Genomic DNA, 23,602 nt, shown 5'->3' with positions numbered 1-23,602 from the left:
GTTGTCACTTGACGGCCTGATTGCGATTCACGGCGCGGAACTCAAACTCATCCATCAAGCTACCGTCCCGGTTTGCCATCAGCCGAAACCGGATCACCCAGACACCCTCAATGGTTTCCTCGGCACTGAACCCTCCTTCCGTGAAAGAGGTGACCAAAGGCTCGTAACTCATGCCACCGGTGTCGCTTAGGCACCTTTGTCCCATATCCAGCGACCAACCTTCCTTGGCGCTGACCATGCGACTGCTCAGACGATAAATGCGCTCCACCTGAGCCCCAGCGCTACAGGCGCTGAGATCGCCATTGTTGGGAAACTCCACCTTCAACTCCCTATTGCCAGAGTTGAAGGCAATAATGTCTGAACGTCTTATGTCCCGTACCAGTGTCTCAGTCGCAAAGGTCAGCGCCGCCTGCCTGTTGCTCATCAGTTCGATCTGGCGAAATGTCTGAAAGCTCATGAGAAGCAGCTGTCCAGCGCCGAGAAGGATGATCAGGCCAACCGCCAGCGCTACCATCAGCTCGACCAGAGTGAAGCCCGACTGCTTCAGCGCTGGGTCCCGCAACGGCATCACCTTGGCGCTCCTATAGCTCTGGCAGCCGAAACTGGTAGACAAATGGAGCCCCTTTCTCACCGGTGGAGTAGCGCTCCTCCCGCCAACGAACGGTGACGGTGTAATCGCACTCCCCACCGCTAATGCCACTCCCGGCATCGTTGAGCACGCTACCGAACCAGTTGCCTAGCCAGCCGCTCTCGATCGCACTCGCTGACGGACACGCTTTATTGACATCTCTCGAAAGCTCTGCCCACGCACGCTCCTGCGCATCGATCGCCGCCAGGCTGACCACTGCCCGCTGATACCCCATATGAGCACTCTGCAGCGCCCTGAGCTGCATGGCCGCCACACCAAGCAGGCCGATGGAGAGCACCAGCACGGCGATCAGAGCTTCCAGTAAGGTGAACCCTGATTGCGTATCACGCCTCATTGGCTTGCTGGCTATCGTGCGTCGGAAGCTCGGTACGGCAGTGGTCGCGATGCTTGCCGTTACGAAGCTCGCCACCAGCCGCCCGGCCAGGGGGGAACAGGAATTTCGCATGGTTTGTCTTTACCAACAGCCTGGAGGATTTCGGACGCCTTGGTGATTCAAGGTCAGGTCCTCCGTACAACCGTCGGAACGGCCGGCTCTCAAGGCGGCAGTGAGGAGGTAAGTCGCGGCAGTGCTCGTCAAGGTGATGGAGTAATGTTCATCGGGCGATAGCGAGATCACACTGCAATCCGCATAGGAGTGTTTGACCGTATAACAGCGTTCGAGCTGACCTGCTGCCTCCATGAGGCCTGCCAGGGCATCCGTACGCGTAGCCCGCTCGACATGACTGCGATAGCCAGGCACCGCGATCGAAGCCAGGATCGCGATCACGGCCACGGCGATCATCAGCTCGATCAAAGTGAACCCTCGCTGCCCTCGGTGCGTACCCGGGGGAATCTGTCGAGCCGGGTGGACGCGGTTCGCCAATTAGCACTCCTCCGCACTTTGTTACAGTATGTATCATGACAACCGGGCCTGCCAGGTACGTCATGAAAAAAGCCGGGCTGGGCCCGGCATGTCTTCCCACGTAGCACGAGGACTCTCATGCATGTGGCATGGCGTTTCTGCGGGACCTCTGCTCTGGCCTCAGGATAAGGAATCGCTGGCGATCACACGCTCGCGCAGCTCACGAGGCATGGAGAAGGTGATGGTCTCAGCGCGGCCGGCCAGTTCCTCCGGTGCCTCGGCACCTAATCCCTGGAGTCGCTCGATCACACCCTTGACCAGCACTTCCGGCGCACTGGCGCCCGCGGTAATACCAACGGCGGCGACACCCTCGAGCCAGGCCGGGTCGATCTGGCTAGCATCGTCGATCAGATAGGCCGGGGTACCAACCCGCTCGGCCAGTTCGCGCAAACGGTTGGAGTTGGAGCTGTTGGGACTGCCCACCACCAGCAACAGGTCGCAGCCGGTAGCCAGCTCACGTACCGCATCCTGGCGGTTTTGCGTGGCGTAGCAGATGTCGTCCTTGCGCGGCCCCTGGATCTCGGGAAATTTCGCACGCAGGGCATCGATCACCCGGGCGGTGTCATCCATGGAGAGGGTGGTCTGGGTGACGAAGGCAAGCCGGGTGGGCTCCTTCACTTTGAGGCGTGCGACATCTTCCTCATCCTCTACCAGGTAGATGGCGCCGCCATGGGCGGTGTCGTAGCGCCCCATGGTGCCTTCGACTTCAGGATGCCCAGCGTGGCCGATGAGAATGCACTCCTGGCCCCGCTTGGCGTAGCGCAGTACTTCCATGTGCACCTTGGTGACCAGCGGGCAGGTGGCGTCGAAAACCTTGAGGCCACGCCGTTCGGCGTCGTCCTGCACCGCCCGGGAGACGCCGTGGGCGGAGAAGATCACGATGACGTCATCGGGCACTTCGTCGAGTTCCTCGACGAAGATGGCGCCACGTTGGCGCAGGGTATCGACCACGAAGCGGTTATGCACCACCTCGTGACGCACATAGATGGGCGGGCCGAAGACGTCCAGCGCACGATTGACGATCTCGATGGCACGATCGACGCCGGCACAGAAGCCGCGGGGATTGGCCAGTCGGATTCGCACGGAGTTAGCTTGCATGGTTACGTCGCCTTGATGCGTCGAGGCATCCAATAAATGGTATTTCAAGTCAGGGCTCACGCGGCGGCAGTCTACGCAGAGGCACTGTGAGCCCATCCTTGGGCGCTACTTTTGCCTTCCCTGGCACAAGACCTCCGCTACGACCTGCCCCCGAGGCCCTTCAAGCAGTCGTACATCGAGCCAACCATTCAATGCGTCTGCGCGGGCCTCACGTCCAACACCTCCACCTCGAAGGTCAGGGTACGCCCGGCGAGCGGATGGTTGAAATCCACCTCCACGTTGCGCTCGTCGACGGCAATGATCACCCCCGGCAGCTCACCACCGGCCGGGTCGGCGAACGACATTACCGTGCCCACCTCCGGCTCGATCTCCTCGAAGTCGTCGCGGCCCAGCATCTGCACGTTCTGTGGATTGCGCTGGCCGAAGGCGTGCTCGGGAGTGATCTCGAAGCTGCCGCTCTCACCGCCGCTCATGCCCTTAAGCGGGTACTCGAAACCGGGTGGCAGGTTGCCGTCACCCAGTTGAAAGGTAGCCGGCTGCTTCTCACGGGTGGAGTCGACCACGGTGCCGTCCTCCAGCTTGAGGGTGAAGTGCAGTGTCACTTCCATGCCCTCGTCGATGCGGTATTCGCTCATCGTTGCTCTCGCTCGATCGGTCGTGTCTGGTGTTCAGGATAGCAGGCGGCTCAACTGCGCCGGCGCGCCTGCTTGCGCCCTTCGAAAACGGATTCCCAGATCAGGCCGATCGCCCCTAGGGTAATGCCGATGTCGGCCACGTTGAAGGCCGGGTAGTACCAGCCGGCCGCGTGGAAAGAGAGAAAGTCGACCACGTAGCCATGCACGAGGCGGTCGTAGAGATTGCCCAGCGCCCCGCCGATGATCAATGCCAACGATGCGCCGAGAAGCTTTTCGTCGACCTTGAGCCGGCTCATCCAGATCGTCAGGCCCACCGTGGCGCCCACCGCGATGATGGCGAAGAACCAGCGTTGCCAGCCGGGATGGCCGGCAAGGAAGCTGAAGGCCGCGCCGGTGTTGTGCAGCAGCGTGAGATTGAAGAACGGCAGCACTTCCACCGGCTGGCCATAATTCAGCACGCTGGACATGAGCGCCTTGGTGCCTAGGTCCAGCAACACCACGGCGGCGGCCAGCCACAGCCAGCGCAATGGCTGACGCATCGGTGCCACCGGGGCGTCGTCACCCGGCTTACGGTTACGCATAGTGGCGAACCTCACCGGCGCCCTCCGGCAGGTTGCTGATGCAGCGACCGCAGAGGTCGGGGTACCCGGCGTGGCTGCCCACGTCCTCGCGATGGTGCCAGCAGCGCTCGCACTTCTGGTGCGAGCTGGCAGCCACCGCCACCTTCAGGCCCGCCAGCTCGGTGGCCTCGGCACCGTCAATGTCCTGGCCCTCCGCCAGCGGTGCCAGGCGCACCTCACTGGTCAGCATCACGAAACGCAGCTCTTCGCCCAGCTTGGCCAGGGTGGCATGGAGTTCGTCGTCCACGAACAGGGTCACCTCGGCGGCCAGGCTGCCCTTGATCACCTTGGCGTTACGCGCATCTTCCAGACACTTGTTGACCGCCTGCTTGACCTCGAGCACCTGTTCCCAGAACTCGCGCCCCATCTCGGCATTCGGCGCCAGGGTCGAGAGACCCTCGTAGTAGGTCTCGAGCAGCACGCTGTCGCCCTTGTTGCCGGGGATATTCTCGTAGATCTCCTCGGCGGTGAAACTGAGGATCGGTGCCACCCAGCGCGAGAGTGCCTCGACCACGTGGTAGAGGGCCGTCTGGCAGCTGCGCCGGGGCAGGGAATCGGCCTGGGTGGTGTACTGGCGATCCTTGATCACGTCGAGATAGAAGCCGCCGAGCTCACGCGAACAGAAAGTGTGCACCTGCTGGTAGACGTCGAGGAAGCGGTACTCCTCATAAGCCTTCTCGATGCGGGCCTGGAGCTGGGCGGCACGATCCACCACCCACTGGTCCAGCGCCAGCATGTCGTCGAAGGCTACGCTGTCGCGGGCTGGATCGAAGCCGTTGAGGTTGGCCAGCAGGAAGCGCGCGGTGTTGCGGATGCGCCGGTAGACGTCGGCGGTGCGCTTGAGGATCTCGTCGGAGACCGCCATCTCGCCCGAATAGTCGGTGGAGGCGACCCACAAGCGCAGGATGTCGGCACCCAGCTTGTCCATCACCTCCTGCGGCGCCACCACGTTGCCCATCGACTTGGACATCTTGCGGCCCTGGGCGTCGACGGTGAAGCCATGGGTGAGCAGGCCGCGGTACGGCGGGTGGCCGTCGATGGCACAGCCGGTCAACAGCGAGGAGTGGAACCAGCCGCGGTGCTGGTCGGAGCCCTCCAGGTAGAGGTCGGCACGCGAGCCGCTCTCGTGGCCGTGGGGGTGCGAGCCACGCAGCACGTGACGGTGAGTGGTGCCCGAGTCGAACCACACGTCAAGGGTATCGGTAACCTTCTCGTACTGGGCCGCCTCGTCGCCCAGCAGCTCGGTAGGATCGAGGCGGAACCAAGCATCGATGCCCTCGCGCTCGACGCGCTTGGCGGCCTCCTCCATCAGCTCGACGGTGCGCGGGTGCAACTCGCCGGTGGTCTTGTGCAGGAAGAAGGGGATCGGCACGCCCCAGTTGCGCTGGCGCGAGATACACCAGTCGGGACGGTTGGCGATCATGGCGTGCAGCCGCGCCTGGCCCCAGGCCGGCGTGAACTGGGTCGCCTCGATGCCCTCCAGGGCGCGCTCGCGCAGAGTGCGCCCGTCCTTGTCTTTGACGTCCATGCCCACGAACCACTGCGCCGTGGCGCGATAGATCACCGGGGTCTTGTGGCGCCAGCAGTGCATGTAGCTGTGGGTGATGACCTTGTGCGCCAGCAGTGCACCGACCTCGCGCAGCTTGTCGACGATCTGCGGGTTGGCCTTCCAGATCATCTGGCCGCCGAAGAACGGCAGATCGTCGGCATAAACGCCATTGCCCTGCACCGGGCTCTTGATCTCCTCGAACGCCATACCGTGGGCGCGGCAAGTGACGAAGTCGTCGACGCCGTAGGCCGGTGCCGAGTGGACGATACCGGTGCTGCCCACCTCGGACTCGACGTAGTCGGCCAGGTAGACCGGCGAGAGACGATCATAGAACGGATGACGGAATTCGATCAGGTCGAGCGCCTGGCCCTTGGCGGTGGCGATCACTTCGCCCTGAAGCTCATAACGCTCCAGGCAGCTCTCGACCAGTTCCTCAGCCAGCACCAGCAGGCGCTCGCCGGTATCGACCAGGGCGTAGGTGAACTCGGGATGCACGTTGAGCGCCTGGTTGGCTGGCACGGTCCAGGGCGTGGTGGTCCAGATAACGATGGCGGCGGGCTTGGGCAGCTCGGCCAGGCCGAAGGCGGCGGCCAGTCTGGCCTCGTCGGCGGCCGGGAAGGCCACGTCGATGGCATCGGACTTCTTGTCCTGATACTCCACCTCGGCCTCGGCCAGTGCCGAACCACAGTCGAAGCACCAGTTGACCGGTTTCAGGCCCTTGAATACGTAGCCGGCGGCGACCATGTCGGCCAGCGCACGGATCTCGCCCGCCTCGTTGGCATAGTCCATCGAACGGTAGGGGTTGTCCCAGTCGCCGATCACGCCCAGGCGCACGAAGTCGGTGAGCTGGGTCTGGATCTGCGAGGCAGCGTACTCGCGGCACAGTGCCCGCGCCTGCTCGGGCTCGAGGTGCTTGCCGTGAGTGGTTTCCACCTTGTGCTCGATGGGCAGGCCATGGCAATCCCAGCCAGGCACGTAGGGAGCATCGAAGCCGGCAAGATTCTTCGACTTGACGATGATGTCCTTGAGAATCTTGTTGACGGCGTGACCGATGTGGATGCTGCCGTTGGCGTAGGGAGGGCCGTCGTGCAGCACGAAGGTCTCGCGGCCGCGACGCTCTTCACGCAGGCGCTGGTAGAGCTTCATGTCCTGCCACTGCGACACCCTACCGGGCTCGCGCTGAGGCAGGTTGCCGCGCATGGGGAAGTCGGTTTCGGGCAGGTTCAGTGTGTGCTTGTAGTCGCTCATATCCTGGGAGTCAGCCGTCGTCTTGGTCGGCGGAACGTCCCGCCGAGGATTCGAAATTCGTGGTTTCGCGCGCCAGCGGCGCCGAAGCCAAGGGAAGGGTGTCGTCTGCCAGGCCAAGCTCCCCGGTCGCATGCTCCGGGTTGGCAAAGAAGCGGCAAGCACGGGCCTGATCGACCATGATCTGCTGTTTGAGCGCCGTGAAGTCATCGAACTTCACCTCACCGCGCAGCCTCGCACAGGGAAACACCGTGAGCCGTTTGCCGTAGAGGTCACCGTCGAAATCGAACAGATGCACCTCGAGCACCGGCCTGTCGCTGCCCACGGTAGGCCGCCAGCCGACATTGGCCACGCCGGTGAGACGCCTGCCATCGGGCAGCTCGGTCACCACCGCATACACGCCGCGCAACGCCAGGGGCAGGCGCGGCAGCGGCAGGTTGGCGGTGGGCACGCCGATGGTACGCCCACGCTGTTGATCGGGCACCACACGCCCTGCCAGGCGGTACGGGCGCCCCAGCATCCTGGACGCTTGGGCAAAGTTGCCGCTGGCCAGCAAGGTGCGCACCCGAGTGCTGGAGACCCGCTCATCGTCCAGCGTAAAAGTGCGGGTATGCTCGACACCGAACCCCTCGGGGCCGCGCCGCTCACCCTCCTCCGCCAGCAGGTTGAAGTCGCCACTGCGATCACAGCCGAAGCGAAAATCGTCGCCCACCACCAAATGACGCACGCCCAACCCTGCGACCAGCACCAGATCGATGAATTCCACCGCGGTGAGGCTGCGCAGGCGCTCGTTGAACGGCAGGCAGAGCACGTAGTCCACCCCGCTCTCGCCCAACAGACGGACTTTCTCGCGCAGGCGGGTCAGCCGTGGCGGCGCCTGATCGCCGGCGAAGAACTCCCGGGGCTGGGGTTCGAACACGACCACGGTGACTGGCAGGCGCAGCTTCGAGGCCTGCTCGCGGCACTGGTCGAGAATCGCCTGGTGGCCGCGGTGCACGCCATCGAAGTTGCCGATGGTGGCCACGCAGCCGCGATGCTCGTCGCGCAGATTGTGCAGTCCTCGAATGACTTCCATTCAGTCTTCGCTAAGCCTTCTGGTTGAAAAACGTACAAAGGGGAAGATTATAGCGAACCCCTGTCCCCTTGACAGCCGACGATCCGCTTCACTGGGCTTCCGGCTCCCATGCCGAGAGGGCCCTCTCACCCCCGCATACGGAAATGCCGCGGCCTGACGCCCAGCGCCGCCAACCAGGCGAAGTACACGACCGCTCCGACCACTACCAGCAGCGCCAGCCACTGCACTCGAGCCCATACGCCCCACCCGAGCCACTGCTGCCAGTCCGGCGCCAGCCAGGCCAGGCCCACGCTCATCACCACGCAGCCGCCGACCAGTTGCACGGCATAGCGGCCCCAGCCAGGCTGAAACACCAATACGCCCTGCTTATGCAGCAGCCAACCCAGCAGCCCAGCATTGAGGAAGGCCGACAGCGCCGTGGCCAGGGCCAGGCCAGCGTGAGCCAGCGGCCAGATCAGGATCAGGTTGAACACCATGTTGGCTACCATGGCGATGATGCCGACCTTCACCGGGGTCTTGGTGTTCTGGCGGGCGAAGAAGCCCGGCGCCAGCACCTTGATCAGCATGAAGGCGACCAGGCCGAAAGCGTAGGCGCGCAGGCTCATCGCCGCCATGGCGATGTCGTGCTCGGTCATGGCGCCGTAGTGGAACAGCGAGATCAGCAGCGGTTCGGCCAGGATCGCCAGCGCCAGCGCCGCCGGCAAGCCCAGCAGCAACACGGCACGCACTGCCCAGTCGAGCATGGCGGCGAAGTGCTCGCCCGACTGTTCGGCGTGACGCTTGGAGAGCGCCGGCAGGATCACCGTACCGATGGCGATGCCGAACACCCCCAGCGGCAGTTCCACCAAGCGGTCGGAGTAATAGAGCCACGAAACACTGCCGGGTGTGAGCAACGAGGCCAGCACGGTATCCAGCAACAGGTTGATCTGCGATACCGAGACACCAAACAGGGCCGGGGCCATCAGCACCAGGATGCGCTTCACCCCGCTGTGGGCGAAGTTGGGCCACGGGCGCGGCATCAACCCCAGGCGCGTGAGGAACGGCACCTGGAAGGCAAGTTGGGCGACACCAGCGATCAGCACGCCCCAGGCCAGCGCCATGGCCGGCTCGCTCATCAGCGGCGTGAGTAGTACGGCGGCCCCGATCAGCGAGAGATTGAGCAGTACCGGCGTGAAGGCCGGCACGGCGAAACGATTCCAAGTGTTGAGCACGCTGCCGGCGAAGGCCGTCAGAGAGACCAGCAACAGGTAGGGGAAGGTCAGCCGCAGCATGTCGGCGGTGAGCGCTAGCTTGGCCGGATCGCGGCCAAAGCCTGGGGCGAAGAGCCACACCAGCCAGGGCGCGGCGAGCATGGCCAGGGCGGTGATCAGCGCCAGCACCGCGGTAAGACTCCCGGCCACGGCGTCGAGCAGTTCGCGCACCTCACGCTTGCTGCCGCGAGTGGCGTATTCGGAAAGCACCGGCACGAAGGCCTGGTTGAAGGCGCCTTCAGCAAACAGCCGGCGCATGAAGTTGGGAATCTTGAAGGCGACGAAAAAGGCATCGGCACCGCTGCCGGCACCAAACAGGGTCGCCACCACCACATCACGCACCAGCCCCATGACCCGCGACAGCATGGTCATGGCCCCCACCACCAGACCGGAGCGCATCAGCCCCCCGGCCTTGGGTGCAATGGCCCGGTCGTCATCGGCCACCGTGAGCGGCGCCGCTTCCCCGGGCTTGGGCAACTGCTCGCGTTCCGTCACCTTCTGCTTTCCTCACCAGACTCGTTCGATGTGGATCATCCCGCTTGGCAGGCACAAAAAAACCGGCCTAAGCCGGTTTTTTCAAGAGATCACGATGCGCAGGCATTGGGGCACTAACGCTCGCAATATCTCCAAGGCGTCCGGCTTTACGCAGCCAGCGCCTTAATTCGCGCGTTCAGGCGGCTCTTCAGGCGTGCAGCCTTCTTCTTGGAGAGCACGTCCTTGTCGGCGATGCGATCGATGACCGGCTGTGCCTTCAGGAACTCGGCCATGGCAATCGCGTGATCGCCACCGTTGATGGCCTTGATGACGCGCTTCACGTAGGTGCGCACCATGGCGCGCTGGCTCGCCTTCAGAACACGACGGCCTTCCGCCTGACGGGCACGCTTGCGGGCTTGCTTGCTGTTTGCCACTGACTATCTCCTGGAAAACTTTAACGCCGCCCGGTCGGGGGCGGCATCGATAACAATTTGTCCGGCCTGAAAATTTCACTTCCCAGCCGGTCTGGCCATGGCGTCAACCCGAAGGTTGTCGACGGGCCGTGTCTGAGAGGATGGCGCATACTACCACAGGTACCCGGCGTCATGCTACAGGGCCCATGTATACTGCCTCACAGCACGACGAGGTTGTCGCGATGGATCAACTCGGGCGCCTCCATGTAACCCAGGATCGCCTCTATCTGGTGACTCGGCTGGCCGAGGATACGGCGAGCTTCGTCGGCGCCATAGTTCACCAGCCCCTTGGCGATCCGTTCGCCCTGCTCGTCGAGACACAGCACCATGTCGCCGCGCACGAAGTCGCCCGTCAGCGCCTTGACGCCTACCGCCAGCAGGCTCGATCCGCTGCCACGCAATACCTTGACCGCGCCGGCGTCCAGCGTCAGGCTGCCACGCACCTGCAATTGGCCGGCCAACCAGCGCTTGCGCGCCGCCATCGGCGCTTCTTCCGGGCATAACAGCGTGCCCAGTCGCTCGCCCTCGACCAACCGGGTCAGCACCTCGGGCTGGCGCCCGCTGGCAATCACCGTGACGGCACCGGAGCGGGCCGCCAGGCGCGCCGCCTGCACCTTGGTGGTCATGCCACCACGGCCCAGCACACCACCGCCGCCGGCCACCGCCGCCAGCGCCGGATCGTCGGCGCGGCCTTCTTGAATCAGCTTGGCCGCCGGGTTATGGCGCGGATCGGCGTCGAACAACCCCTCCTGGTCGGTGAGAATCACCAGCGCCTCGGCCTCGAGCAGGTTGGCCACCAACGCGCCCAGGGTATCGTTGTCGCCGAAGCGGATCTCGTCGGTGACTACGGTGTCGTTCTCGTTGATCACCGGCACCACGCGCAGGTCGACCAAGGTACGTAGCGCCGAGCGGGCATTGAGGTAGCGCTTGCGGTTAGAGAGGTCGTCGTGGGTCAGCAACACCTGGGCAGTGAGCAGGCCATGGCGCGCGAAGTGGTGCTCGTAGCACTGGGTCAGGCCGTTCTGGCCCACCGCCGCCGCGGCTTGCAGCTCATGCACGGCCGAAGGCCGGGCCTGCCAGCCCAGCCTCACCATGCCGGCCGCCACGGCGCCCGACGACACCAGCACCACTTCGAGACCCTGACGATGCAGCGCGGCGATCTGATCCACCCAGCCACCAATGGCCGCTTCATCGAGCCCGCGCCCATCGTTGGTCAACAACGCGCTGCCGATCTTCACCACTACCCGGCGAGCGCCACGCAGCGCCTCGCGACCTGGTACCCGCTCGTTGCTCACCTGTTCACTCTCCAACAAGGCTGCTGCGATTCCCCAACCTTGAGACACTGCGCGAGCGATGGCCAGACTAGACAAACCTTGGCGAAAGAGCGGAGTTTGCTGTTGCAAATGAGCCTCTTGAGCCAAGGTGTAACGCCATATGGCCGAGCGCAGCCAGTGTTCCAACCTAGGGGGCGTATTCGACCTCGACGTCGTAATCACCATCATCGAAGTCATCGTCATCTTCGTCCTGATCGTGGCGCTTGCGCCGACGACCCAACCGCGCCTCGGTGCGCGCCACCGCCTCGGCCTCCATGCGCTCACGTATCTCGCGCTCGCGCTCGGCGGCCTCCTCATCCTCGTTTTCCAGCCGGCGCTGCTCGGTGAGCCAGCGGTGCGCCGCCTGTACCAGGGCATCGGTGCCTTCTCCGCTGATTGCCGAGATGCGGAACACCGGCCCTTCCCAGCCAAGCCCCTCGACGATGGCTGCTATTCGCGCCTCGCTCTCCTCTTCCGGCACGAGGTCGAGCTTGTTGAGCACCAGCCAGCGCGGGCGCTCGGCCAGGGTCGGTGAGAACTGTTCGAGTTCATGGGCAATGGCACGGGCGACCTCGATAGGATCCGACTCGTCGAACGGCGCCACGTCGACCACATGAAAGAGCAGGCGGGTGCGGGTCAGGTGCTTGAGGAAACGCAACCCCAGCCCGGCGCCATCGGAAGCACCCTCGATCAGCCCCGGCACGTCGGCCATCACGAAATGTTCGTGCATGCCCAGCTTGACCACACCGAGGTTGGGCACCAGCGTCGTGAAGGGGTAATCGGCCACCTTGGGTTTGGCCGCGGACACCGAGCGGATCAGGGTCGACTTGCCGGCGTTGGGCATGCCCAGCAGGCCGACGTCGGCCATCACCTTCATCTCCAGGCGCAGGTTGCGCCGCTCACCGTCGGTACCCGGCGTGGTCTTGCGCGGCGCCCGGTTGGTCGACGACTTGAAATGAATATTGCCGAGCCCGCGGCGGCCACCCTGGGCCACCAGCACCTGCTGGCCGATCTCGGTGATGTCGGCAATCACTTCGAGGGTGTCCTCGTCGATCACCGTGGTGCCCACCGGCACCTTGACCACCAGATCGCTGCCGGCTCGACCACTCATCTGGCGCCCTTGGCCGGGACGCCCGCTCTCGGCCTGATAGAAGCGCTGGTACTTGAAATCGATCAGCGTGTTGAGGGCGTCGTCCCCAACCAGGTAGACACTGCCACCATGCCCGCCGTCGCCGCCATCGGGACCACCCTTGGGCACGTATTTCTCGCGGCGGAAACTAAGGCAACCATTGCCGCCCCTGCCGGCCTCCACGATGATCGAGGCTTCGTCGACGAACTGCATTGTGACTCTCCCGACGGTCTCTACCGTCATGATACAAGAAGGCCCCGCCTGAGCGGGGCCTTCCATCTACCGGTTCGAGCGTTCTCAGGCGGAGACGACGCTGACGAACTTGCGGTTCTTCGGCCCCTTGGTCTCGAACTTGATCACACCATCGCTCAGAGCGAACAGAGTGTGGTCGCGGCCGACTCCCACGCCGGTGCCGGCATGGAACTTGGTGCCACGCTGACGCACGATGATGTTGCCGGCGGTGACGGCCTGGCCACCATACAGCTTGACACCAAGGCGTTTGGATTCTGAATCGCGGCCGTTACGGGTAGAACCGGCTGCCTTCTTATGAGCCATTGCAAAGTCCTCGCTCGTTAAGGGGAAGCCGCTTAGGCGGAAATCCCGGTGATCTTGACTTCAGTGAACCACTGACGGTGGCCCTGACGCTTCATGTGGTGCTTGCGGCGACGGAACTTGATGATGCGGATCTTCTCGCCACGGCCGTGGGAGACGATCTCGGCAGCCACCTTGGCACCATCGACCAGCGGAGCGCCAACGGTCACGTTATCTCCATCGGCAACCAACAGCACCTGATCGAACTCGACGGTTTCGCCAGTCGGGATTTCCAGCTTCTCGAGCTTGAGAGTCTGGCCTTCCTGAACGCGGTACTGCTTGCCACCGCTCTTGATTACTGCATACATGTGCGTATCTCTCCAGAACTCATCGGGGTTGGCTCTTCATCGACCTGCTTCGAGTGGCGCCCCTTTCGGCAGCCATCTGACAGGGAGCGTGATGAGTGGGCCGCGCATTATAACCGCGCGCTGCACACCATTCAAGCGGCCCCAAGCCTTGTGTACGGATTGGCGCTAGCAGTATCCCGGGGCCCACCGCAGCATAGCTTGACGCTCTCTTGGGGGGGCCATAGCATGACCCGCAACCCAAGGCCACCGCCAAAGTCCGGCAGGCCGGCCCACAGCCCGATGACACTGCCCCATGCCAGCCAACGCCTCTACCCGCTCGTCTGACAGCAACACCTCCGCCTCGTCGCTCCATGCAGCGGTCGCCGACGATTTTGCCGCGGTCAACCGCACCATCATGGAACAGCTGGCTTCGCGGGTTCCGCTGGTGGAAACCATCGGCCAATACATCATTGCCAGCGGCGGCAAGCGTCTGCGCCCCCTGCTGGTATTGCTCGCGGCCCGCGCCCTGGGCTACGAGGGCGACAAGCACATCTCGCTGGCAACGCTGATCGAGTTCATGCACACCTCGACCCTGCTGCACGACGACGTGGTCGATGAGTCCCACATGCGCCGCGGCCGGGCCACCGCCAACGAAGCCTGGGGCAACGCCCCCTCGGTGCTGGTAGGCGATTACCTCTACTCCCGCTCCTTCCAGATGATGGTAGGAATCGGCTCGCTCAGGATTATGGACGTTCTTTCCAGTGCCACCTGCGTGATCGCCGAGGGCGAGGTGCAACAGCTGACCAACGTGGGCAACCCCGACATCGACGAAGCGGTCTACTTCGAGACCATCCAGGGCAAGACCGCCATGCTGTTCGAAGCAGCCACCCATAGCGGCGCCATCCTGGCCGAAGCCGACCCGCAGCAGGAAGCGGCACTACAATATTACGGTCGCTACCTGGGCCTGGCGTTCCAGCTCGTGGATGACCTGCTCGACTACCAAGGCGACGCCAAAACCATGGGCAAGAACGTGGGCGACGACCTCGCCGAGGGCAAGCCGACCCTGCCGCTGATCCAGGCCATGGCCGCCGGCACCCCCGATCAGGCCAAGACCATTCGCCAGGCCATTCGCCATGGCGGGCTCGAGCAGTTGGACGCAGTGCTTGCCATCGTGCGCGACACCGGCGCACTGGACTACACCCGCGCACGGGCCGAGGAGATGTCGGCCAAGGCACTTGAGCAGCTCGACTTTCTCCCACCCAGCCGCTATCGCGACAGCATGGCCAACCTGGCCCGGCTCGCCGTGGAGCGCCAGAGCTGAGCGGCACGCCCCCCCTGGCCACAGGGGCTTGCAAGGACGAAGGTTTTGCGTATAATGCCCATCCGTCGGCTTCCGGAGAGCCGGTATCGGGCGACCTTTCGTGGCAGCTCGAAACGCACAACGGAGTATAGCTCAGCTTGGTAGAGCGCTGCCTTCGGGAGGCAGAGGTCGTAGGTTCGAATCCTGCTACTCCGACCAGAGAACATAGAAAAAAACCGCCACTTACGGATCATTCCAAGTGGCGGTTTTTCGTTGCACCCTGCTCCAGGTAGCAAATAAGATAGAATAGTTATGGCCGTAATCACGAAGATGTAGCGCGGCGCGGAAATTGCGACACGCCACCGCTTAGTTTGAGACATCATTTCCCGACGCCAGTGGGTTCGCCTGCGGCCTGTACCGGATTTGGCATATCGCATAGCTCACCACTGCTCGTCATAGGTAGGCCCTGAGCTGATCGCGAATCCGGAAATTTTCTTGAAATCGGCTACGGTTCTGCAGGTAGGGCAGGTATACCCATAATCATCTTCCTGCAGGATTGAACGCCGACTATCTTCACGGCATTTGACACAAATGGCATGCGCTGGCTCATCCTCTGTCACATGATCATCCTTGAGTTTGTAGATGTAGTGTCCGACCGGGTCTTGAAAAGGCGGTACCGCTCGAATCGGGCTTCCTTTGCCAGCTCTTCCTTCAAGCGCTTGTTCTCCTCCACCAGATCCTGCTGCTGGACGATCATCATTAGCAGGTCTGATTGTGCAGTGGACAGCTTCTCTATGATTCGCTGATCGCGGCGTCGAGTTGCGCCTGGCTGTGCACGTCCTTGGCTGCCTTGGCGGCATCGATTGCTGCCTTGATGGCTGCGACAGCGGCTCCGACTTCCATCATCCACCTCCTGAATTACCCGATTGTCTTCTCATCCTAACGTAAACGGCCGGGGTTAACCGGCTGCTTTCGCTCTACATCAGGGTGCCCTCTCCACATTTGTGCCTAAAACGTCGAGAAGCGCTGGGCTGTGCCCCTTATGAAAGATGGACGAGCTGCTCGCGCTTTTCATCGTCGCTCAGCTCTCATTACCCAGGATCGTGTCGATCTGGGCGACGAACTCGGTCCGAACAATTGGCTAAACCACTGAATTCTCATACCACGGGTGCCGATTCCAGGCCAAAATCAGGCTGGAAGTATCGAAGTCAGAGGGCCCGGCCCTGACAGAGGCGGGCCGACGGCAAACGAACGCTCGCAACCACACGGAGGGCCGAAGTCCACTATTCATTATCACACACAGACGGTCGGCAACGTTGATATCTTCTGACAATGGTGTCAGGGACAGTTTGAACGCTGTAGTGGCCGCCCCGGCGGGCGCGCTGTGGCCCAGCCCCGTGTGTTGCAGGTGCGGTCAGAGGATTTGAGCTTGAGCCCGTGCGGCGCTCGAAGGAGCGCGGCAGTACCAGACCTAGCGGCAGGTTTTACAGGCTGGGAACCGTCACCCTATCGCCGAGGCCATATTCGGCACCGTCCGGCTCCTGGCGCTCGAACAGCAGTTCCCGCGAGATCCCGTTGATGTCGCGTACCCCGCACAGTTGCATACTGCGCTGGAGTTCATCCCGCAGTATGGCCAGGGCCTGCGCGGCGCCGCGCTGCCCATCGGCAACCGCGCCCCATAGCGTAGCGCGCCCCACCAGCACGCCCTGGGCCCCCAGGGCCCGGGCCTTGAGGATATCGGCTCCACGGCGCACCCCGCCATCCACCAGCACGGGAACCCTGCCGCCGACAGCCCTCACCACTTCCGGCAACATCTCCAAGGTCGCGGCCGCGCCATCCAACTGGCGCCCCCCATGGTTGGAGACCACCATGCCATCGCATCCCATGGCGGCCAGACGCACGGCATCATCCGCTCGCATGACGCCTTTGACGATAAGCTTGCGCGGCCACTGGTCACGCAGCCTTTCCAGGGCCTCCCAGTCGAAAGAGGGATCGTAGTTCCTGCCCACCGACGAGGCGAGCTTCGTGGCGCTGGCGGAAGGCGCCTCCAGCCCCTTGAGGTTTTCCATCACCGGCACGCCGTGACACAGCATCCTCATCGCCCAGGCAGGGCGACGGGCGAAATCGAGCAGGTTCCTCGCCGTGTAGCGGAAGGGAAACGACAAGTGATTGCGGAAATCCCGCTCACGCTTGCCTCCCACCGGCAGGTCCACAGTGATCATCAGGGCTTCGTAACCGGCGCTCTTGGCCCGGAACAACAACGAATTCAACATTTCCTTGTCTTTGAGGACATAGGCCTGGAACCATAGCCGCCCGGGAGCGGCATCGGCGATCTGCTCGATGGAAGCGGTGGCGGACGTGGAAAGCGTATAGGGCACTCCCGCCTCGGCGGCGGCCCGGGCGATGGCGATATCGCCGCCGTGACGACCGAAGCCCACGGCGCCGGTGGGCGCCACCGCCAATGGCAGCGCGGACGGACCTCCCACGACATCGGTATCGAGCCCGACCTCAGCCACGTTCACCAGGCACCTGGGGGCCAGCTTGACCCGACCAAAGGCGGAGCGATTGTCGGCCAGCGTCAGTTCGTCTTCGGCACCGCCATCGAAAAAGTCGAATATCGCCTTGGGCAGGCGACGCCGAGCGGCTTGCCTCAGCCCCTCGATACTATGAATCCTGCGGGAATCAACCATGCAAAACCTCAACGCCGCCCGTGACCAAGAATCGAAACCTCATTGCAGCCTCCTTCTATCCCACGCGTAGCACCAGCTTGCCCCGCAAATGGCGGGACTCGCTCACCACGTGCGCTTTCGCGGCCTCCTCCAGCCGATAGACGGCAATCTCGGGAATCTTCACCGCTCCGCTCTCCACCAGCTGCAGCATGCGCCGCAAATGCCTGGCGTCCCTCGCCACCTGCGGCCTCAGTGCCACCACGTCTTCCCATGTCGGCCGTGGCGCCGTGGGACCGGAGGCGATGAAGGCCGCTCTTCCCCCCGGCCTCAGCACGGCGAAGGAGCGCTCGGCCACGTCCCCTCCCACGGTATCCAGAACGGCATCGCATCCGCTCACGCATGCGGAGAAGTCCTGGCTGTGATAATCGATCACCTCATCGGCGCCCAACGACCGCAGATAGGCATGGTTGGCCGGACTGGCCGTGGTGACGACATGGGCGCCCAGGTGCTTGGCCAACTGGATGGCGATACCGCCCACACCCCCCGCGCCGCCCTGGATGAGCACCCTCTCCCCGCTGCGCAGCGCCAGCGTTTCCTCGACGCTGACGACGGCCGTCAAGCCGATGAGCGCGATGGCGGCCGCTTCCTCATGGCTCAGCCAGTCGGGCTTCAAGGTCACGTTTCCGCGCTGGATGGCCACCTTTTCCGCATAGGCGCCATCATCGGTCGTTTCGCACACGCCAAACACGGGGGAACCGATCAGGCGTTCGTCGACGCCGGCGCCGACGGCCTCCACGATCCCGGAGAAGTCGCGCCCCAGCACATAGGGGTAGTCGCGTATCGGCTTGTACCGGCCCGCGCGTATTCGCCAGTCCACGCCATTGACACTGGCGGCCCGTACCGCGACGAGTACCCCCCCCGGACCGGCCTGTGGAGCCGTGAGATCACCGTAGCGGAGGACCTCCGGCCCTCCCGTTCGCTCGAAATACACCGCTTTCATAGGAATCTCCGGTCGTCACGAAAAGGCGATCGCCACCTTTCCCATATGCTTGCCGCTCTTCAGGTGTTCGTAGGCCCTCTCCGCCTCATCGAACTCGAAGACCTTGTCCATGACGGGGCGCAGAGCATGCCGGGCAATGGCCCGGTTCATGGCTTCGAAGTGCGCCCGCGAGCCGACATAGAGGCCACGCAGGGTCACATTCCGCCGGCGCGCCCGGGTGGGATCGATCACCCCCTTGGCCTGGGCCCCGATCAGATGCACCATGCCCCGTTGCGGACCGCTTCGATCGAGCGCGCCACGTTCTCGCCCCCCACGACCTCCACCACATGGTCGACTCCGCTGCCGTCGGTCAGCTCAAGCACTCGTTCATGCCACTCTCGGTGCATGGCGTAATTGACCGTGTCATCCGTCCCCAGCTCGTTCAGGGCGGCCAGCTTCTCCGCGCTCGAACTCGTTGCCACGACCCGGGCCCCCGCCAGCTTGGCGAACTGCAGGGCGAACAGGGACACCCCCCCGGTGCCGAGGGTCAGCACCGTATCCCCCGGCAGAATCGCCCGGCCGCCGAAAAGGGCATTCCAGGCGGTGACCCCGGCGCAAGGCAGAGTACTTCCCTCCAGAAAGGAGAGGTGAGACGGCAGCTTCACCAGCCCGTGCTGGTCGAACACGGCATACTCCCGCAACACTCCGTGGCATCCCCCTCCCAACGCGGAGTCGGCATAGGCCTCCACATACTCCCCCGCGATCCACTGCTGGACGAAAATCGCCGCCACGCGATCTCCGGGCGAGACCCGGGTCACACCATCGCCCACCTCCACCACCTCCCCCGCGCCATCGGAAAGGGGCACCAGCCGCTCGGGAGTCCTGCCCAGGGCGTAGCGCCCCGACACGACCAGAAGGTCCCGGTAGTTCAATGCCGCGGCGCGCATCCTGACCAGTACCTGACCGCCCCCCGGACGGGGTGGCTCGGCCTGGCGGCGAACCAGCCCGCCACTCTCGCCAACGGTGTAATAGTGCATGCTCATCCTCCTGATTCGATTCTCGGGGTTCGGCCGGCTAGCGCCCGCCACCCACGCGCATCACACTGCCCGCCACGTAGGAGGCGGAGTCGGATATCAGCCACAGCACCGCTTCGGCGATCTCCTCCGGCCTGGCCATGCGCCGCAGCGGAATGGTTGCGATCAAGGCATCCCGGTCGGAATGCGCGTGAATGCCGGTATCGGTCACGCCCGGCGAGACGGCGTTGACCCGAATGCCTTCCTGGCCGACCTCCCGCGCCAGCCCCAGGGTGAAAGCCTCCACGGCGGCCTTCGACGCGGCGTACCACACATAGGAGTGCGCCGCGCCATGTCCCGCCGCTCCCGAGGACAGGTTGACGATGGCGCCCCCCATGCCGCCGTGCCGGACGGAAAGGCGCAGCACCGCCTGTCGGCAGCACTCCATCAGGCCGAACACATTGACATCGAAGACTCGCCGAACGACGGCGGGGTCGCTGCTCATGAAGTCCCCCCGTCCTCCGGTGACACCGGCATTGTTCACCACACCGGCCAGTTCGCCGGGCTGCTCGTCGACGCAGGCGAACAGTTTCGGTGCCGCATCCGCCTCCGCCATGTCGAGACACAGTCCTCGCGCCGAGCCCCCCGCCGCTTCGATCTCCTCGACCAGGGAACGCGCGGCGGACACATCGTCGCGATAGGAAAAGATCACCGCATAGCCCCGCTCCGCGCCCAGGCGGCACACCGCCCGGCCAATGCCTCGCCCGCCTCCGGTCACCACCAGTATCGGCTTGCCCATCAGGACACCCCCAGGCTCTTGCTCTCCCGCTCCACCATCGCCATCAGCAGGCGCAGGAATGCCTTGGGCCCCGGAGCGAGGGCCTCGCCCCGTCGTGTGATCTTGCCGATCGTGCGAGCCAGACGCTTGCCCCGGAAAGGCACGGCGGTCAGTCCCATCGCGCTCAGCATGCCGGGGTCCACCGCCGGCATCACCGCGCCTCCGAAGCCCGCCGCCGCCAGGGCATACAAGGTCGGGTAATGCACCGCCTCGTACTTGGGATAGATCGCGATGCCTTCCGCCCGAATGGCGTCCTCAAGCACCGTCCGCGCCGTCGTTCCCTCGGCCGAGCAGATCACGTTGAGGTTAGCCAGATCCTTCAGCCGCGCGAAACCCCTGATGGCGATGGAATGATCCATCCGCACGATGAGCGAGAACTCCTGATCGAAGATGGGATCGAAGCTCAGCTCGTCGATGACCGGACGGTAGGGGCCGATACCGAAATCCACGTTGCCATTGCAAATGGACTCGAACATCTGCGGCGCCAGATCCTCCCTCAGCATCACGCGAATACCCGGATGCTCCACCTCGAATTCCGCCAACACCCTGGGCACCAGGCTGACGGCAATGGTCGGGGAGAAGGACGCCACCACTTGTCCCGTCAGCAGGCCGGCATGGGCATGGATGTCACGCACCAGGCGCTCCGACTCCACTATCAATCGCTTGCCGCGCTCCAACAGCTCGGCTCCCGCCGTGGTCAAACGCACCTGGCGAGTGGAACGAATGAACAACTTGACCCCCAGCGACTCCTCCAACTGATTGATATGCGCGGTCACCGCCGGTTGGGAACGCCCGACGATCTCACCAGCGCGCCGAAAGCTCAGGGTTTCCGCGACGGCGATGAACACATCCAGGCGACGAAACAGGGTGGGAGCAAGTCTTTCCGGTCGTGGCAACATGTCGGCCTCGCTATCGCATCATGAACTTGGAGTCATTCACCCGGCCGAAGCAGTTCGAACACTTCCCGCACGGCCGCGTAATCCCGGTAGCCACAACGAGCCAGCGTTTGCGCCGCGACCGTATCGAACCTTCCTTCCCGCAGGAAGGCATCGTCGATATGCACGCCCACCACCTGCCCGACGATCAGATGGCGGTCCAGCTCCCGGCCCTCCAGGTCCCGGAGTTCGAGGCAGTCCACCACACGGCACTCGAGCGCCGCCGGCGAACCGGCCACTCTGGGCGGACGCACCTTGCCGGAGGGCGCGAATTCGAGCCCGGCGAACTCGAACTCGCTCTCGCCGGGAGGCAGCGCGGCGGCACTGTCGTTCATCGCCCGGGCCAGGGGCAGAGTGGCGAGGTTGAAGACGAACTCCCGGGTGGCCCGGGCGTTGCGCGGGGTGTCCTTCATGCCCTCGCTGCTGAAGCCGACCATGGGCGGGCGACTCGACAAGGCGTTGAAGAAGCTATAGGGCGCCAGATTGAGCCGCCCCTCTTCGTCCATGGTGGATATCCAGCCAATTGGCCGGGGCGCGACGATGGCCTTGAACGGATCGTGGGGCAAACCATGCCCCGCCTGCGGCTCATAGAACATGCCTGTCTCCCTTTGCTCAATCCGGCGCTGAGCGCTTACCGCGGCAGCCGGTCCGCTCCCACGGCCTTGGCCTGAGGCGAGTCGAAAATCCAGTCCGCCATCACCTGGCAGCGCTTGATCAGCCGCGGCTCATCCGGACCATAATCGGCCACCGCGTTGTGTAGAGTGCCGATGTTCTCCCACATCAATACATCATGCTCATTCCATTCATGGGTGTACTGATACTTGGGATTGAGCTGATGAGCGAAGAGGAACTCCAGCATCTCCTCGCTCTCCTTTTCCGGCCAACCATTGATTTTCACGGTATACCCCGGATTGGCGTACAGTACCTTCTTCCCGGTGATGGGATGGGTGAGGAACACGGGATGCGATACCGGCGGCTTGGCCTTCCGCTGCTCGGGAGTCAATGGCGGGCGGGTACTGCCCTTTTCCCGTCGCATCATTTCCCAGAACTTGTTGAAGTCGTGCAGAGCCGTGGCCTCCTTCAGTTTCTCGCGCACATCCTCGGGCAGGTCATCATAGGCTGCGTGCATGTTGAGGAAACTGGTGCATCCCAGGACCTTACCGTCGCGGCGGGGCACCTTGATCGCATAGAGCACGTTGGCAAAGGCTATCGTGCTGCTATAGGACATGTCGGTATGCCAGTCCTGCCCGGCGTCGGCGATGCCGATGGGCTTACCGTTCTCCACGATGTTGGACAGGATCATCACCTCCGGATGTCCCGGCTCCTGGAAACTATTGGCCACGTTGATCTCCAGGCTACCGAACCGGCTGCTGAAGCGCTTCAGCGATACGGCGTCCAGTTCCTGGCGTGGAAAGCATACGACTCCATGCTTGCCCAGAGCCTGTATCACGGCATCGAACGCTTCCTGGCTAAGCTCCTTCGATAGATCCAATCCTTCGATTTTGGCACCCAGAACCTGACCGCTCGGTATCACTTTCATGCTCAACATCTCACTCTCCTATCTCGATGAATTCCTCTGGCATCTCCGTAGCGTTACCCTTCTCTCCGCACCTCCCGCTCGTTTCCCATCGTCTTCACATGGCAGCCCACTCCCCGTCTCCGGTAAATCCGTGAGCTCTCTCAACTTGACCTGAGTCCCACGGAGTTCTCCAGCACACCGATCTCCGCAATTTCCATGCGGATTTCATCCCCGCACCTTAGATAGACCGGCGGATTCCTAAAGCACCCCACACCGGAAGGCGTTCCGGTGGCCACGACATCTCCCGGTTCCAGGGTCATGAAGCGGCTGATGTAGGAGAGCAGGTAGGGCACCGGGAAGATCATGTCCCGGGCACACCCATCCTGCATCTTCCGGCCGTTCACCCAGCAGCGCAGCTCCACCCGGCCAGGGTCCGGGATGATGTCGCCGGTGACCATCACCGGCCCCATGGGAGAAAAGCCATCCATGCTCTTGGCAAAGGAGGTCTGAGGCGGCTCGACATCGAACTGAAACTCCCTGGCGGAGACATCGTTGATGATCGTGTAACCGGCCACATGAGAAAGCGCATCCTCCCTGTCGACATCGCGCATGGTTCTACCGATCACCACTCCCAGCTCTACCTCCCAATCCAGCCGCCTCACCTTAGGCGGGCAGGGAATCCTGTCTCCCGGGCCAATCACGGAGGAACTTGCCTTGAGGAAAAGCCTGGGTTCCTCCTGGGCGCTCAAGCCTCCCTCCCCAGCATGGGAGGCATAGTTACGCCCTATGCCGACGATCTTTCCCGGTCGGGTGACCGGGGCCCCGATGCGTACGTCACGCATGAGGAAGTCCGCCCTCGTGGCCGTCTCCAATATCTTCCTCAGAGGGGAAAAATCCCCCTTCAAGCTTCTGAGCAGCTCCAGCATTCCCATGGGAGCCCGATTCCCATCGCCTCCCAGGCGGCCGCTAATGTCTATGCCCTCGCCTTCCCTCAAGACGGCACCAACGCGCTCTTCGCTATCCTTGATGTACGTGAACAGTTTCATCTTTCACCTTTTGC

General features: G+C 63.5%; 24 protein-coding genes and 1 tRNA gene. 2 read left to right on the top strand and 23 right to left on the bottom strand.

Annotated elements, in window-relative coordinates; all coding sequences use genetic code 11:
- Positions 1-4: 4 nt before the first annotated feature.
- The 14 genes from HOP51_RS18065 to rplU form a co-directional block, all read right to left on the bottom strand.
- On the bottom strand, positions 5-568 hold the full coding sequence (locus tag HOP51_RS18065; RefSeq protein WP_234275305.1) for a PilW family protein: 564 nt from the start codon (positions 566-568) through the stop codon (positions 5-7).
- 13 nt (positions 569-581) lie between these two features.
- Positions 582-1,094 carry a type IV pilus modification protein PilV gene (gene pilV, locus HOP51_RS18060; RefSeq protein ID WP_234275274.1) on the bottom strand — a complete coding sequence of 171 codons (513 nt, stop codon included), beginning with the start codon at positions 1,092-1,094 and terminating at the stop codon, positions 582-584.
- A gap of 9 nt (positions 1,095-1,103) precedes the next feature.
- Positions 1,104-1,511 carry a type IV pilin protein gene (locus HOP51_RS18055; protein WP_267957794.1) on the bottom strand — a complete coding sequence of 136 codons (408 nt, stop codon included), beginning with the start codon at positions 1,509-1,511 and terminating at the stop codon, positions 1,104-1,106.
- Between the two features lie 159 nt (positions 1,512-1,670).
- Positions 1,671-2,648: a 4-hydroxy-3-methylbut-2-enyl diphosphate reductase gene (gene ispH, locus HOP51_RS18050; RefSeq protein ID WP_234275273.1), complete on the bottom strand. Its 978-nt coding sequence runs from the start codon at positions 2,646-2,648 to the stop codon at positions 1,671-1,673.
- Between the two features lie 188 nt (positions 2,649-2,836).
- The gene (gene fkpB / locus HOP51_RS18045; protein WP_234275272.1) at positions 2,837-3,283 is read right to left on the bottom strand and encodes an FKBP-type peptidyl-prolyl cis-trans isomerase; all 447 of its coding nucleotides are present in this window, start codon (positions 3,281-3,283) and stop codon (positions 2,837-2,839) included.
- 50 nt (positions 3,284-3,333) lie between these two features.
- Positions 3,334-3,864, bottom strand: coding sequence for a signal peptidase II (gene lspA, locus HOP51_RS18040; RefSeq protein ID WP_234275303.1), 531 nt, complete (start codon positions 3,862-3,864; stop codon positions 3,334-3,336).
- Entirely contained in the window at positions 3,857-6,700 is a 2,844-nt protein-coding gene (gene ileS / locus HOP51_RS18035; RefSeq protein ID WP_234275271.1) for an isoleucine--tRNA ligase, read from the bottom strand. The genes lspA and ileS overlap by 8 nt, the downstream gene beginning before the upstream one ends.
- A gap of 10 nt (positions 6,701-6,710) precedes the next feature.
- A complete protein-coding gene (ribF, locus tag HOP51_RS18030; RefSeq protein WP_234275270.1) occupies positions 6,711-7,772 on the bottom strand; it encodes a bifunctional riboflavin kinase/FAD synthetase in 1,062 nt (353 codons plus the stop codon).
- 125 nt (positions 7,773-7,897) lie between these two features.
- Positions 7,898-9,421, bottom strand: coding sequence for a murein biosynthesis integral membrane protein MurJ (gene murJ / locus HOP51_RS18025; protein WP_234275302.1), 1,524 nt, complete (start codon positions 9,419-9,421; stop codon positions 7,898-7,900).
- A gap of 242 nt (positions 9,422-9,663) precedes the next feature.
- Positions 9,664-9,930 (bottom strand): 30S ribosomal protein S20, encoded by a 267-nt coding sequence (gene rpsT / locus HOP51_RS18020; RefSeq protein ID WP_234275269.1) that lies wholly within the window; start codon positions 9,928-9,930, stop codon positions 9,664-9,666.
- A gap of 197 nt (positions 9,931-10,127) precedes the next feature.
- Entirely contained in the window at positions 10,128-11,282 is a 1,155-nt protein-coding gene (proB, locus tag HOP51_RS18015) for a glutamate 5-kinase (RefSeq protein WP_234275268.1), read from the bottom strand.
- Positions 11,283-11,430: 148 nt separating this feature from the next.
- Positions 11,431-12,624 (bottom strand): Obg family GTPase CgtA, encoded by a 1,194-nt coding sequence (gene cgtA / locus HOP51_RS18010; protein ID WP_234275267.1) that lies wholly within the window; start codon positions 12,622-12,624, stop codon positions 11,431-11,433.
- Positions 12,625-12,708: 84 nt separating this feature from the next.
- Complete coding sequence (gene rpmA, locus HOP51_RS18005; protein ID WP_234275266.1) at positions 12,709-12,966, bottom strand: 50S ribosomal protein L27; 258 nt, start codon at positions 12,964-12,966, stop codon at positions 12,709-12,711.
- Between the two features lie 32 nt (positions 12,967-12,998).
- Positions 12,999-13,310, bottom strand: coding sequence for a 50S ribosomal protein L21 (gene rplU / locus HOP51_RS18000; RefSeq protein WP_104204423.1), 312 nt, complete (start codon positions 13,308-13,310; stop codon positions 12,999-13,001).
- A gap of 292 nt (positions 13,311-13,602) precedes the next feature.
- Here rplU and ispB point away from each other — a divergent pair, with 292 nt between their 5' ends.
- Together ispB and HOP51_RS17990 are read left to right on the top strand one after the other, a co-directional pair.
- A complete protein-coding gene (gene ispB / locus HOP51_RS17995; RefSeq protein WP_234275265.1) occupies positions 13,603-14,610 on the top strand; it encodes an octaprenyl diphosphate synthase in 1,008 nt (335 codons plus the stop codon).
- Positions 14,611-14,731: 121 nt separating this feature from the next.
- Positions 14,732-14,808 (top strand) — tRNA-Pro (locus tag HOP51_RS17990).
- A 1,265-nt stretch (positions 14,809-16,073) separates the two neighbouring features.
- Here the strand turns inward: HOP51_RS17990 and HOP51_RS17985 are convergent.
- From HOP51_RS17985 to HOP51_RS17945, 9 genes are all read right to left on the bottom strand, one after another.
- Complete coding sequence (locus tag HOP51_RS17985) at positions 16,074-17,279, bottom strand: alpha-hydroxy acid oxidase (protein WP_234275264.1); 1,206 nt, start codon at positions 17,277-17,279, stop codon at positions 16,074-16,076.
- A gap of 55 nt (positions 17,280-17,334) precedes the next feature.
- A complete protein-coding gene (locus HOP51_RS17980) occupies positions 17,335-18,258 on the bottom strand; it encodes an NADP-dependent oxidoreductase (protein WP_234275263.1) in 924 nt (307 codons plus the stop codon).
- Between the two features lie 15 nt (positions 18,259-18,273).
- Positions 18,274-18,522: a zinc-binding dehydrogenase gene (locus HOP51_RS17975; RefSeq protein ID WP_234275262.1), complete on the bottom strand. Its 249-nt coding sequence runs from the start codon at positions 18,520-18,522 to the stop codon at positions 18,274-18,276.
- Positions 18,510-19,274, bottom strand: a complete 765-nt coding sequence (locus tag HOP51_RS17970) for a zinc-dependent alcohol dehydrogenase family protein (protein ID WP_234275261.1) — start codon at positions 19,272-19,274, stop codon at positions 18,510-18,512. The genes HOP51_RS17975 and HOP51_RS17970 overlap by 13 nt, the downstream gene beginning before the upstream one ends.
- A 37-nt stretch (positions 19,275-19,311) precedes the next feature.
- Positions 19,312-20,049 (bottom strand): SDR family oxidoreductase, encoded by a 738-nt coding sequence (locus tag HOP51_RS17965; RefSeq protein WP_234275260.1) that lies wholly within the window; start codon positions 20,047-20,049, stop codon positions 19,312-19,314.
- Positions 20,049-20,987, bottom strand: a complete 939-nt coding sequence (locus tag HOP51_RS17960) for a LysR family transcriptional regulator (RefSeq protein ID WP_234275259.1) — start codon at positions 20,985-20,987, stop codon at positions 20,049-20,051. The genes HOP51_RS17965 and HOP51_RS17960 overlap by 1 nt, the downstream gene beginning before the upstream one ends.
- A gap of 32 nt (positions 20,988-21,019) precedes the next feature.
- Positions 21,020-21,619, bottom strand: coding sequence for a flavin reductase family protein (locus HOP51_RS17955; RefSeq protein WP_234275258.1), 600 nt, complete (start codon positions 21,617-21,619; stop codon positions 21,020-21,022).
- A 35-nt stretch (positions 21,620-21,654) separates the two neighbouring features.
- A complete protein-coding gene (locus HOP51_RS17950; RefSeq protein ID WP_234275257.1) occupies positions 21,655-22,563 on the bottom strand; it encodes a TauD/TfdA dioxygenase family protein in 909 nt (302 codons plus the stop codon).
- Positions 22,564-22,703: 140 nt separating this feature from the next.
- Entirely contained in the window at positions 22,704-23,588 is an 885-nt protein-coding gene (locus HOP51_RS17945) for a fumarylacetoacetate hydrolase family protein (protein ID WP_234275256.1), read from the bottom strand.
- Positions 23,589-23,602: the final 14 nt, after the last annotated feature.

It is taken from the genome of Billgrantia zhangzhouensis (assembly GCF_021404465.1).
Taxonomy (GTDB): Bacteria; Pseudomonadota; Gammaproteobacteria; order Pseudomonadales; family Halomonadaceae; genus Halomonas; species Halomonas zhangzhouensis.
The sequence above is the reverse complement of the archived record's forward strand: the minus strand, read 5'-3'. Positions and strand labels throughout refer to the sequence as shown.